This window comes from Sphingopyxis sp. BE259 (genome assembly GCF_031457495.1).
Taxonomy (GTDB): Bacteria; Pseudomonadota; Alphaproteobacteria; order Sphingomonadales; family Sphingomonadaceae; genus Sphingopyxis.
This window is the reverse complement of sequence record NZ_JAVDWM010000001.1, coordinates 2,734,477-2,746,808: the sequence shown is the minus strand read 5'-3', so window position 1 is coordinate 2,746,808 and position 12,332 is coordinate 2,734,477. Positions and strand designations below refer to the sequence as shown.

General features: G+C 66.8%; 10 protein-coding genes and 2 riboswitches. All 10 genes read left to right on the top strand.

Going from position 1 to position 12,332, the window contains the following annotated elements:
- Positions 1–10: 10 nt before the first annotated feature.
- The 10 genes from murG to J2X44_RS13195 all read left to right on the top strand — a co-directional run bounded on the left by murG (position 11) and on the right by J2X44_RS13195 (position 12,048).
- Positions 11–1,195, top strand: a complete 1,185-nt coding sequence (gene murG / locus J2X44_RS13240; RefSeq protein ID WP_310084842.1) for an undecaprenyldiphospho-muramoylpentapeptide beta-N-acetylglucosaminyltransferase — start codon at positions 11–13, stop codon at positions 1,193–1,195.
- Complete coding sequence (murC, locus tag J2X44_RS13235) at positions 1,195–2,628, top strand: UDP-N-acetylmuramate--L-alanine ligase (RefSeq protein ID WP_310084840.1); 1,434 nt, start codon at positions 1,195–1,197, stop codon at positions 2,626–2,628. Before murG ends, murC begins: the two co-directional genes overlap by 1 nt.
- A gap of 120 nt (positions 2,629–2,748) precedes the next feature.
- Entirely contained in the window at positions 2,749–3,648 is a 900-nt protein-coding gene (murB, locus tag J2X44_RS13230) for a UDP-N-acetylmuramate dehydrogenase (RefSeq protein WP_310084837.1), read from the top strand.
- Complete coding sequence (locus J2X44_RS13225) at positions 3,645–4,568, top strand: D-alanine--D-alanine ligase (RefSeq protein ID WP_310084835.1); 924 nt, start codon at positions 3,645–3,647, stop codon at positions 4,566–4,568. The genes murB and J2X44_RS13225 overlap by 4 nt, the downstream gene beginning before the upstream one ends.
- Positions 4,565–5,506, top strand: a complete 942-nt coding sequence (locus J2X44_RS13220) for a cell division protein FtsQ/DivIB (protein WP_310084833.1) — start codon at positions 4,565–4,567, stop codon at positions 5,504–5,506. Before J2X44_RS13225 ends, J2X44_RS13220 begins: the two co-directional genes overlap by 4 nt.
- A gap of 2 nt (positions 5,507–5,508) precedes the next feature.
- The gene (gene ftsA / locus J2X44_RS13215) at positions 5,509–6,765 is read left to right on the top strand and encodes a cell division protein FtsA (protein ID WP_310084831.1); all 1,257 of its coding nucleotides are present in this window, start codon (positions 5,509–5,511) and stop codon (positions 6,763–6,765) included.
- A 153-nt stretch (positions 6,766–6,918) separates the two neighbouring features.
- Positions 6,919–8,367 (top strand): cell division protein FtsZ, encoded by a 1,449-nt coding sequence (ftsZ, locus tag J2X44_RS13210; protein WP_310084829.1) that lies wholly within the window; start codon positions 6,919–6,921, stop codon positions 8,365–8,367.
- Between the two features lie 75 nt (positions 8,368–8,442).
- Entirely contained in the window at positions 8,443–10,239 is a 1,797-nt protein-coding gene (locus tag J2X44_RS13205) for an SPOR domain-containing protein (protein WP_310084827.1), read from the top strand.
- On the top strand, positions 10,236–11,408 hold the full coding sequence (locus J2X44_RS13200) for a deoxyguanosinetriphosphate triphosphohydrolase (protein ID WP_310084823.1): 1,173 nt from the start codon (positions 10,236–10,238) through the stop codon (positions 11,406–11,408). Before J2X44_RS13205 ends, J2X44_RS13200 begins: the two co-directional genes overlap by 4 nt.
- Positions 11,356–12,048: an NAD-dependent dehydratase gene (locus tag J2X44_RS13195; RefSeq protein WP_310084820.1), complete on the top strand. Its 693-nt coding sequence runs from the start codon at positions 11,356–11,358 to the stop codon at positions 12,046–12,048. The genes J2X44_RS13200 and J2X44_RS13195 overlap by 53 nt, the downstream gene beginning before the upstream one ends.
- A 60-nt stretch (positions 12,049–12,108) precedes the next feature.
- Positions 12,109–12,210: riboswitch (glycine riboswitch) on the top strand.
- Positions 12,211–12,329: riboswitch (glycine riboswitch) on the top strand. It abuts the riboswitch before it with no gap.
- Positions 12,330–12,332: the final 3 nt, after the last annotated feature.

Genomic DNA, 12,332 nt, shown 5'->3' with positions numbered 1-12,332 from the left:
CTGCCCGACCATGACCGCAACGCGCCACTTCCTTCTCGCCGCTGGTGGGACGGGGGGCCATATGCTGCCCGCCTATGCCCTCGCGGGCGAATTGATCGCGCGCGGTCACCGCGTCGCGCTGGTCAGCGACGATCGCGGCCTGAAGATCCCTGGCCCCCCCGCCGAGATGGAAACGCATGTCCTGCCCGCCGGTCGCGTGGCGGGCGGACCCATCGGCTGGGTCAAGGCGGCACTGTCAATCCGCAAGGGACGGCGCATGGCCATCGACCTGATCCGCGACTTCGATCCGGCGGTCGTCGTCGGTTTCGGCGGCTATCCCTCGCTGCCCAGCCTGCTTGCCGCAGGCGCGACGAAACGGCCGCGCGTTCTGCACGAACAAAATGCCGTGCTGGGCCGCGTCAACCGGATGATGGCGCCGCGCGTCGATGCGGTCGCGGTCGCGTATCACAATATCCAGCGCTATCCGGCGGGGCACGAGCTGAAGAAGCACATCACGGGCAATCCCGTGCGCGACGAAATCATCGCGATCCGCGAGGAAGGCTTTCCGCCCTTGTCCGAAGACGGCATTTTCCGCCTGCTCGTGGTCGGCGGCAGCCTGGGCGCAACGGTGCTCAGCGATGTCGTTCCGGCCGCGATTGCGATGCTGCCGCGCGCATTGCTCGACCGGTTGCAAGTCGTGCAACAGTGCCGCGAGGCCGATCTGGACGAAGTGCGCGGCAAATATGCCGCGCTGGGCGTCGCCGCCGAATGTGCCACTTACATTTCCGATTTCCCCGACCGGTTGCGCTGGGCGCATCTCGTGATCGCGCGCGCCGGGGCGTCGACCGTGGCCGAGCTCGCCTGCGCCGGACGGCCCGCGATCTTTGTCCCCTATCCGCACGCGATGGACAATCACCAGACCTATAATGTCGTCGATATGGTGCAGGCCGGCGGGGCGCGGTCGATCCCACAGCCGCAATTCACCGCCAGCGAACTCGCCAAGCAGATCCAGCGCATGGCGCTCGAACCCGGCGCGCTGGAAAATGCCGCCGCGCGCGCCGCGAGCTGCGGCCTGCCCGATGCGACGCGCGACCTCGCCGACCTCGTCGAATCGCTCGCCGCGCCGCCGATGATGGACGTCATTCGCGTCGGCGCACCATCGGGCCAGCGCGCCGCAGCGACCGGCATGGCTTCGGCGCGCATGGGAGGCGAATGATGCGCGGCGTTGCGACCGACATCGGCATCATCCATTTCATCGGCATCGGCGGCATTGGCATGTCGGGGATTGCCGAGGTGATGCACAATCTGGGCTATCAGGTGCAGGGCAGCGACATTGCCGACGGCTATGTCATCGAAGGGTTGCGCAAACGCGGGATCAAGGTGGCGATCGGGCATGACGCGGCGAATGTCGACGGCGTTGCGGTCGTCGTTACCTCGACCGCGGTCAAGCGCGGCAATCCCGAGGTCGAGGCGGCGCTGGCGCAGCGCATCCCGCTCGTCCGCCGCGCCGAAATGCTCGCCGAGCTGATGCGGCTGAAATCCACGGTGGCGATTGCCGGAACGCACGGCAAGACGACGACGACCAGCCTCGTCGCGGCGCTGCTCGACGCGGGCGGGATCGACCCGACGGTGATCAACGGCGGCATCATCAACAATTATGGCTCGAACGCCCGCCTCGGTGCGTCCGACTGGATGGTGGTCGAGGCCGACGAAAGCGACGGCAGCTTCCTGCGCCTCGACGGCACGATCGCGGTCGTCACCAACATCGATCCCGAACATCTCGACCATTATGGCAGCTTCGATGCGATCAAGGACGCCTTCGTCGAGTTCATCGAGAACGTCCCTTTCTATGGCGCCGCGATGCTGTGCCTTGACCATCCCGAAGTGCAGGCGATCATCCCGCGCATCCGCGACCGCCGTATCGTGACCTATGGCTTTTCGGCCCAAGCCGACGTGCGCGGCACCAATGTGACGCCCGGTCCCGACGGCAACCGCTTCGACGTCGTGGTGCGCGACCGTGACGGGGGCAGCCGGACGATCGAGGGCATCCACCTGCCGATGTCGGGCCGCCACAATGTCCAGAACTCGCTCGCCGCGATTGCAGTCGCGCTGCACATGGGGGTCAGCGACGACAAGATCGTGTCGGGCTTCAACGGCTTTGCCGGGGTCAAGCGCCGCTTTACCAAGGTCGGTGAGATCGCGGCGGGTGACGGCGTCGTGACCGTGATCGACGACTATGCGCACCACCCGGTCGAAATCCGCGCCGTCTTGTCGGCCGCGCGCGAAGGTGTGGGGGCAGGACGCGTTGTCGGCGTCGTCCAGCCGCACCGCTTCACCCGTCTGCGCGATCATATGGACGATTTTCAGCAGGCGTTTAACGACGCCGACATCGTGCTGGCGCTGCCCGTCTATGCCGCGGGCGAGGCGCCGATCGACGGGGTATCGTCCGATGCGCTGGTCGCGGGGCTTCGCGACCGCGGGCACCGTCAGGCGAATGTCGTCGCTGATGCCGACGCGCTCGCATCCGCGATCGCATCGAACATTGCCGGGGGCGATCTCGGCGCGGGCGACATGATCATCTGCCTTGGCGCTGGCGATATCACCAAGATGGCGGCAGGTCTGGCCAGCGCGGTGGAGTCGGCCGGATGAAGAGCTACTCTGCCTTCATCCATTTTCCGTTCGCATCGAGCGAAGCCGAGATGCCTCTCGCTGGCGCGCGCCTTCGGGGTGTCTCGACTTCGCTCGACACGAACGGGGAGGGGTAGTGCGGTGACCGCCACCGAAACCCTCCCATCCGTCCGCGGCAAACTGACCGCGAAGGCACCGCTCGCGCCGCTCGTCTGGTTCAAGTCGGGCGGCCCCGCCGACTGGTTGTTCGAACCCAAGGACGCCGACGATCTCACCGATTTCCTGCGCGATCTTGATCCGGCGACGCCGGTCATGGCGCTCGGCCTTGGTTCGAACCTGATCGTCCGCGACGGCGGCTTTCCTGGCGTCGTCGTCCGGCTCGGCAAGGCGTTCGCCAAGGTCGAAGCGATCGACGCGACGACGCTGCGCTGCGGCGGCGGCGCATCGGGCATCCTCGTCTCCTCGACCGCGCGCGATGCGGGCATCGCCGGGATGGAGTTCCTGCGCTCGATCCCCGGCACCGTCGGCGGATTCGTCCGGATGAACGGCGGTGCCTATGGCGGCGAGGTCAAGGACATCTTGATCGACGCCGACATCGTCCTGCGCTCGGGCGAACGCCGGACGCTGTTACTCGCCGACCTCGGCTATACTTATCGCCACAGCGCATTGCCCGACGGGGCGGTCGTCGTCGGCGCGACCTTCCGCGGCCACCCCGGCGAACCCGCCGCCATTCAGGCCGAAATGGACCGCATCTCGGCCAGTCGCGAAGCATCGCAGCCGTTGCGCTCGAAAACCGGCGGCTCGACCTTCAAGAACCCCGATGGCTACAAGGCTTGGCAATTGGTCGATGAAGCCGGATGCCGCGGCTTCGCGGTCGGCGGCGCGCAGGTCAGCGAGAAGCACACCAATTTCCTGATCAACACCGGCGACGCCTCCAGCGCCGATATCGAGGCGCTGGGTGAAGAAGTGCGGCGCCGGGTGAAGGACAAGAGCGGCGTCGAACTGCAATGGGAGATTCAGCGCGTGGGGGTGGCGAAGTGAGCCGGGGTCCGTTGCATGTCGCCGTCCTTATGGGCGGTTGGTCGGCCGAGCGCGACGTGTCGCTGATGAGTGGCAATGGCGTCGCCGACGCGCTCGAAAGCCGCGGCCATAAGGTCACCCGCATCGACATGGACCGGAACGTCGCTCAGAAACTCGCCGAGGCGAAGCCCGACGTTGTGTTCAACGCGCTCCACGGCGTCCCCGGCGAAGACGGCACCGTGCAGGGAATGCTCGACCTGATGGGGCTCAAATACACCCACAGCGGCCTTGTCACCTCGGTCATCGCGATCGACAAGGAATTGACGAAGCAGGCGCTGGTGCCGCATGGTATTCCGATGCCGACGGGGACCATGGTCGACAGCGAAAGCCTTTATTCCATCGACCCTTTGCCGCGCCCCTATGTGCTGAAACCCGTCAACGAAGGATCGTCAGTCGGCGTCGCGATCGTCAAGGACGACAGCAATTACGGCAACCCGATCGCGCGCGGCGCCGTCGGCCCCTGGCAGGAATTCGATCGCCTGCTCGCCGAACCCTTTATCAAGGGCCGCGAACTGACCGTCGCGGTGCTTGGCGACCGGGCACTCGCGGTCACCGAACTGCGCGTCAAATCCGGTTTCTACGATTATGATGCCAAATATACCGATGGCCTTACCGAGCATGTCTGCCCCGCCGATGTCCCCGCCGACGTCGCACAGCGGATGATGGACCTGGCGTTGCAATCGCACCGCCTGCTCGGCTGCAAGGGCGCATCGCGCTCGGATTTTCGTTGGGATGACGAACATGGGCTCGCGGGGATTTTCCTGCTCGAAGTCAACACCCAGCCAGGGATGACGCCGCTCAGCCTGGTGCCTGAGCAGGCACGCGCGGTAGGTCTGGATTATGCCGAACTGGTCGAACGCATCGTGGGGGAAGCGTTATGAGTAACACGCGGATCAAGCGCGGCAGTTCGCCGCCACGGCGCCCGGCGCGGGCGCCAAAGAAGCGGCGCAAGGTACAGACGTCGCGGCTCAACGCGGTCATCAACGCCCTGCCGATCAGCCCGCAGCGGTTGCAAAAGGTCGCCAACTGGACGATCGGCCTCAGCCTGTTCGCCGTCGCCGGAATCGCGGCGCACGCGACCGGCGTGACGGCAAAGGTCCACGAGGAATATGCCCAAGCCGTCGGCCGCGCCGGGTTCCAGGTCAAAAAGGTCGAGGTCGTCGGTGCCGACCGCATCGACCGGCTGAAGGTCTACGACATCGCGCTCGCGCAGAAGGACCGCTCGATGGCGGCGGTCGATCTGGACGGGGTGCGCAGTGACCTGATGAAATACGGCTGGATCAAGGATGCCCGCGTGTCGCGGCGGTTGCCCGATACGCTGGTCGTCGACATCGTCGAACGGACTCCGGCGGCGATCTGGCAGCATAATAATCGCCTGTCGCTGATCGACGACAAGGGCGTGGTGCTCGAACCGGTCACGGTGGCTACGATGCCCGATTTGCCGCTGGTCATCGGCCCAAAGGCGAACCAGCGTTCGCAGGATCTGGACCGGCTGCTGGCCGAAGCGAGCAGCCTCAAGGAACTGCTCGCCGGGGCGACATGGGTCGGCAACCGCCGCTGGGATCTGCGTTTCCGCAGCGGCGAGACGCTGTCGCTGCCCGAGGGCGAGAGTCAGGCCAAGGCGGCGCTCGCCAAATTTGCCCATATGGACGGCGCCAACCGTCTGCTCGGGCGCGGCATATTGCGCTTTGACATGCGCGACCCCGCGCGTTTTGTCCTCCGCCTGCCGCACGAAGGACAGGTGGCGCCCGCGAAGCTCGACGAGGCGCGCGCCGCGGTCGATGCGGTCGCCGACGTCGCTGCGGCCGAGAAGGGATAGCCATGGCCCCGCCGCGCATCGAAAAGATCATCACCGCGCTCGATGTCGGGTCGTGGAAGGTGTGCGCGCTGATCGCGGGGCAGACCGCCGACGGCCAGCTCCATGTGCTGGGCACCGGTCAGCGCGAAAGCCGCGGCGTACAGCGCGGCTATGTCGCCGATATGGAGCAAACCGAACATATTGTGCGCGAGGCGATCGAACAGGCGGAGCGCATCGCGGGGCTGAACATCGACGATGTGTGGGTCAGCTTTTCGGCTGGCGGCTTGCTCAGCGATGTGGCGCCGATCGAAAGCGAACTCGGCGGCCACCGGATCGAAAAAGAAGACATCGACGACCTGCTCGCCGCGGGCCGCGCCGGGATCGATCCCGAAGGCCGGATGATCCTGCACGCGCAGCCCGCGCTCTACACGCTCGACGGGCTGACCGGGGTCAAGAACCCGATCGGGCTTCACGCCGATCGGCTGGGCGTGGACATTCATATCATCATGGCCGACGGCGCCCCGGTGCGGAATCTCGAGGCAGCGGTGCGGCAGGCGCATCTCGACGTTAACGCGGTGGTCGCATCGCCGATCGCGGCGGGCCTTGCGTGTCTGTCGGACGAGGAACGCGACCTTGGCGTCGCGCTGGTCGAACTCGGCGCCGCGGTGACGACCGTCTCGCTCTATGCCGGGGGGATGCTCGTCGAAATGGCGTCGCTGCCCTTTGGCGCCAGCGACATCACCGATGACATCGCCTCGGCCTTTGGCATCCGCCGCAGTCAGGCGCAGCGGTTGCAGAGCTTTTATGGCTCGGCGTCAGCCAGCCCGCGCGACAATAACGAGATTATCGAACTGGAACCGGGCGCGCCGACCACCGGCGATTCCCCGCGCATCACCCGCGCACAATTGGTGGCGGTGATCCGCCAGCGGCTCGACGCGATGATGGGAGAGATCGGCAGGACGCTCAAAGATCTGCATTTTGTCGGCCCGATCGGGCGGCAAGTGGTGCTGGTTGGTGGCGGCGCCGACCTGAAAGGCATTGCCGACTATACCCAGAGCGCGCTGGGCCGTGCCGCGCGCGTCGGACGGCCGCGCGGGCTGCACGGTCTGCCCGATGCGCACAGCGGCCCCGCTTTCGCGACGCTCGCCGGTCTGGTCCTCTACGCGGCGTCGGACCCCGTCGACCTGCGCGATCTCCCCATGATGTCGCAGGATGTCTATCGTCCGGCGGGCACTTCGATCCTCCACCGGTTGATGGCAGCGTTAAAAAGCAGTTTTTAGCGGTGAAACGCGAAAAAAGGTTAATTTTTTGGGTGATTCCCACGTCACAATAGTGCAATGCGGGATCAGAAAACCGGGCGGCGGGACACCCGCTCGTTTGGGTCGCAAGGTTGGGGAAGCGGCACCTGTCCGCCGCTGCAGGGAGACTATTTGATGAGCATCAATATTGGCCCGCCGCAGGTCGATGAACTGAAGCCGCGCATCGCGGTGATCGGCGTCGGCGGAGCGGGCGGCAATGCCATCGCGAACATGATTGCAGCGCGGGTCGAGGGGGTCGACTTCATCGTTGCCAACACCGACGCGCAGGCGCTGAACGCGTCGCCCGCCGAACGGCGTATCCAGCTGGGGACGCAGATCACCCAGGGGCTGGGCGCGGGTTCGCGGCCCGAGGTTGGCCGCGCGGCTGCCGAGGAAAGCATCGCGCAGGTCGAAGAGGCGCTGAACGGCGCGCATATGTGCTTCGTTGCGGCGGGCATGGGCGGCGGCACCGGCACCGGGGCGGCGCCGGTCATTGCCAAGGCCGCGCGCGATCGCGGTATCCTGACCGTCGGCGTGGTGACCAAGCCCTTCACCTTCGAAGGTCAGCGCCGCATGCGCTCGGCGGACTCGGGCATTGCCGAGCTGCAGGATCATGTCGACACGCTGATCGTCATTCCGAACCAGAATCTGTTCCTGGTCGCCAACCCGAACACGACGTTCAAAGAAGCCTTCACCATGGCGGATGAAGTGCTGCAACAGGGCGTGCGCGGCATCACCGACCTGATGGTCATGCCCGGCCTGATCAACCTCGACTTTGCCGACGTGCGCAGCGTGATGCGCGAAATGGGCAAGGCGATGATGGGCACCGGCGAAGCCGAAGGCGACGGCCGCGCCCTCGAAGCCGCGCAAAAGGCGATTGCCAATCCGCTGCTCGACGGTGTTTCAATGGCGGGCGCGAAGGGCGTCATTATTTCGATCACCGGCGGCGAGGACATGCGCCTGATGGAAGTCGACGAGGCCGCGAACCATATCCGCGAACTGGTCGATCCCGACGCAAACATCATCTGGGGCAGCGCGTTCAACGACAGCCTCGACGGCAAGATCCGCGTCTCGGTTGTCGCCACCGGGATCGACAGCAACGGCGAAATGGCGGCGCAGGCCTCGCCCGCGACGCGCAGCTTCTCCTTTGCTCCGGCCCGTGCGGCAACGCCTGCACCGGTCGCCGAAGAAACGTTTGAGCCGGTCGCTCAGGAAGAACCCGTCGCCGACGTGCCGGCGGCGGATGACAATGAGCCCACCCCTGGCTTCTCGCTGAGCGATGTCGAGACACCTGCGGCCGAAGAAGAACCGATGGAATTGTCGCAGGTCGCGGCGAGCTATGATGATACGTCGGAGGAGCTCGTGCTCGATGCCCCCGAAGCGGCGGTTGCCGGATATCAGGCGGCGCCGGCTGGCGAGGGCGCGGCGAGCGAGGAAACTGCGGCGCGCTCGATCGGCGGCGGCACCTTGTTCGAACGCATGTCGCGCCTGTCGCGCGGGGCGCCTGCGCCCGACGCCGACGCTGGCGACAAGGAGGACGGGGTCGATATTCCGCGCTTCTTGGGGCGTCAGAACAACCAGTAACGGGGCTAGCGAACGGCCGCCCACCGGGCACGGCGGGCCGGAAATCGGGATGATTTGCCCATGCGGCAAGCGAAAATGACGGGCAAGCCGGCGCGCGCGCGGCGCGGTGTCGGTGCGCTCGGTGCGTTGTTGCTGGGGACGGCGGCGCTGTCGCCTGTCCACGCGCAGGTGACGCCGCCCGATGCCGCGACGAAGGCGGCGATGGAAAAGCGCACTGCGGCGCGCACCCTGCTGTCGTCGGCGCTGGCCCGCATCGCCGCGAACAACAGCGATCCGCGCGCGTTGCTCGATGCGGGCCGGGCGTCGATCGAACTCGACGATCATCGCGCTGCGCTGGGTTTTCTGGTCCGCGCCGAACAGGCGAGTCCGCGCGACGGTGCGGTCAAGGCGGCGCTCGGGTCGGCGATGGTTCATATGGAGAACCCGACCCGCGCGCTCGATTATTTCGGCGAAGCACAGCTGCTTGGGGCGCCCGAACGGGTGTTCCTGTCTGATCGCGGCCTGGCGCGCGATCTGCTGGGCCAACAGGACGCGGCGCAGCGCGATTATCAGCTGGCGCTGGCGATTGCCCCCAATGACGAACTCACGCGCCGCTATGCGCTGTCGCTGGGGATCAGCGGCGAAACCGATCGCGCGGTGGCGATGCTGACGCCGCAGCTGCGGGCGCAGGATCGCGGCGCGTGGCGGTTGCGCGCGATGATTCTGGCGATGAACGGCCGCGATGGCGAGGCGAGCGAGATCGTCAACGCGACGATGCCGCCCGCCATGGCGCAGAATATTCTGCCCTATCTGACCCAGATGGACCGGCTCAATCCGGCGCAGCAGGCCGCCGCGGCGCATTTCGGTCGCTTCCCGAACGGCCAGCTCGCGGCCAGGCGCAAGCCGGTGCAGGTCGCGGCTGCCACACCGTCGCCGACGCCATCGTCGGCCGCAACATCCAGGCGCCCATCGGGCAGCGCCGCTCGCCCGCCCGCGGCGTCTGTGGCGGCCACCCCGGCTCCGACGCCGACGCCGGCGCCGACCTCCCGGCGTTCGGTGCCCGCTGACGCGGCGCCGAGTGCGTCGGCCGCTCCGGTAACGACGGCCGCCTCCAACACCCCCCGACCGACACGGGAAAATCCGTTCCCGGCCGCCGACAGCCCGCCGCCGGCGATCGTCAGGGTCGGTCCCACACCGCAAAATCCGTTCCCCGCCGCCGCGGGGCCGGCGCCGGTGTTCGTCGATGCCAAAGCGGCGCCTGCCGCGGTGGCGACAAATTCCGTCGCCGCACCTATGGGGCCGAGTCCCACGACGTCGGCGGAGCCCGTGGGGCCGGGCTTTTCGCTCGCTGACGTCGGGCGCGACGTGGCCCCCGACCGATCGGCGGCGGCGGTGCCGCCACTTGCTTCGCTGGCCGACATTGTCGGTTCGATTGAAATTCCGCCAGAGGAACTGGCCCAGCCTGACAACGCCATCGGCGCCGACACGCTCGCCAAATTGCTCGACGACAAGCGCCGCGCCGACGCGGCCGAAGATGCGAAGCGCGAGAAGGACGCCGTCGCGGGCAAGGCCAAGGCCGAAGCCGACATCAAGGCGAAAGCCGAAGCGGCCGAGAAAAAGGCCAATCCGCCGCGCATCTGGGTGCAGGTTGCGACCGGCGCCAACGCCCGCGCGCTCGCGACCGACTATGGCAAGTTTGCCAAGAAGAGCCCCGATCTGTTCAAGGGCAAGGCGGGCGCGACCGCCGAATGGGGCAAGACCCGCCGCTTGCTGGTTGGACCATTCAAGGACCGCAAGGCGGCGCAGGACTGGCTGACCGGCTATAAAAAGGCGGGCGGCGACGGTTTCCTGTTCAACAGCGAGGCGGGCCAGGCCGTCGATCCGATCAAGTGAGCGTGGCCGCGTGCGCCAGCGATCCCGCGCGAAGCCGTGGGCGCCGCTATGCCGAACTGGGCCGTGTCGTCCGCGGCCCGCGCGACGATTTCCAGCGCGACCGCGACCGCATCATCCACTCGATCGCCTTTCGTCGCCTCCGCCACAAGACGCAGGTGTTCGTGGCGCCCGATGGCGATCATTACCGCGTCCGACTGACCCACAGTATCGAGGTCGCGCAGATCGGCCGCGGTATCGCCCGGGCACTGGGGCTGAACGAGGATCTGACCGAGGCCTTGTGCCTCGCGCACGACATCGGCCATCCGCCGTTCGGCCATGCAGGGGAGGATGCGCTGAAGGTTGCGATGGCAGACCATGGCGGCTTTGACCACAATGGTCATACGCTGCGCACCCTGGTGCAACTCGAATGTCCCTATCCGCGGTTCGACGGGTTGAACCTGACCTGGGAAACGCTGGAAGGGCTGGCCAAGCATAATGGCCCGGTCGCGAACCCCGGCTGGGCATTGGCCGCGATCGACGGTGATTTCTGCCTCGACCTTGGCAGTCATGCGAGCCTTGAGGCGCAGATTGCGGCGGTCGCCGATGACATCGCTTATGACAATCACGACATTGACGATGGTCTGCGCGCCGGGTTGCTCGACCTCGATCAACTGATGGAACAACCGTTTGTCGCCGCCAATTTCCGGGCCGTCGAGGAACGCTTCCTGGGCGCGCCGCGCGACCGTCTGCTGCGCGAACTGGTGCGCGACCAGATCGGGGTGATGGTCAACGATGTCATTGCGGCGACCCAGGCCAATGTCGCGGCGACGGGCGTCACCAGCGTCGCCGAGGTCCGCGCCGCGCGCCGCCCGCTCGGCGGCTTTTCGGCCGATCTGGCGGCGCAGGAGCGCGACCTCAAACGCTTCATGTACGCCAATCTTTATCATCATCCCGAACAGGTCGCCGCCGCCGAGGCCGCGAACCAGATCGTCGGGCGTCTGTTTTCCGCCTACGCCGATGATCCACGGCTGATGGGCGAGGATTGGTCTGCGCGACTGCCCGGCGAAACGACCGCGACAATCCGCCATATCGGCGACTATATTGCCGGGATGACCGATCGTTTTGCCATCGACCGTTATGCCGACATTTTCGGGCGTGCCGCAGTACCGGACGCGCTGGCGCATGTCTGAGGCGCTGCTCGTCGGCGCGACCGGGCTGATCGGGCGCGCGGTGATTGAAGGGTTCGGGGACAATAGTATCACCGTGGTTACCCGCCGCCCGGTTGACGGACTGGCGCCGCACCACGCCGAACGCGTCGTGTCGCCCGAAGCCTGGCCGGACATCATCGCGGCGGAAAAACCCGCGGTGCTCATCTGCTGCCTTGGCACCACGATCCGCCAGGCGGGGTCGCAAGCAGCGTTTCGCGCCGTCGACCATGATCTGATCCTGGCGACGGCGCGCGGCGCCCGCTTGGGCGGCACCCGGCAGATGATCGTTGTCAGCTCCGTCGGTGCGTCAGCGAAGGCGGCCAATTTCTATCTGCGGACCAAAGGCGAGACCGAGGATGGGCTGCGCGCGCTCGGGTTCGATCGGCTCGATCTTATGCGGCCCGGGCTGCTGCTTGGCGATCGGTCCGGGCCGCCGCGGCTGGGCGAGGGGCTGGCGACGATCGCGGCGCCGCTGGCCGATGCTTTGCTGCACGGGTCTTTCCGCCGCTATCGCTCGATTCAGGGCGCCACGGTTGCCGCTGCGATCGTCAAGCTCGCGGGCGAGGGCGGTTCTGGCGTGCATATCCACGAAAACGACGCAATCCGCGCGCTGGCCGATTGACTCCGCCCAGGGGCAGCGCCAAGGCTCGGGCGTCTGTCGGGCCTCCCCTAAAGAGATTCGACCGGCCGCGCGGGAGAGCGTGAGGGCAGGGCAACCGGCGCCTCACCACCGAAGGAGCAACCGCCCCGGAAACTCTCAGGTCAGCAGGACCGCGCAGGCTGGAACGGACACTCTGGAAAGCGTTCCGGCGACCCGAAACAGGGGCGGCTGGAACCACCGAAGGGGTAACTCCGTCATGTGATGGAGGAAAACTCTCAGGTTCCCGTGACAGAGGGGGCATGGCG

Bases quoted from the DNA above. Each gene is read 5' to 3' on its own strand.
- murG (WP_310084842.1), top strand. From the start codon at position 11: ATGACCGCAACGCGCCACTTCCTTCTCGCCGCTGGTGGGACGGGGGGC.
- J2X44_RS13220 (WP_310084833.1), top strand. From the start codon at position 4,565: ATGAGTAACACGCGGATCAAGCGCGGCAGTTCGCCGCCACGGCGCCCG.
- J2X44_RS13195 (WP_310084820.1), top strand. From the start codon at position 11,356: ATGCCGACATTTTCGGGCGTGCCGCAGTACCGGACGCGCTGGCGCATG.
- J2X44_RS13205 (WP_310084827.1), top strand. From the start codon at position 8,443: ATGACGGGCAAGCCGGCGCGCGCGCGGCGCGGTGTCGGTGCGCTCGGT.
- ftsZ (WP_310084829.1), top strand. From the start codon at position 6,919: ATGAGCATCAATATTGGCCCGCCGCAGGTCGATGAACTGAAGCCGCGC.
- murC (WP_310084840.1), top strand. From the start codon at position 1,195: ATGCGCGGCGTTGCGACCGACATCGGCATCATCCATTTCATCGGCATC.
- ftsA (WP_310084831.1), top strand. From the start codon at position 5,509: ATGGCCCCGCCGCGCATCGAAAAGATCATCACCGCGCTCGATGTCGGG.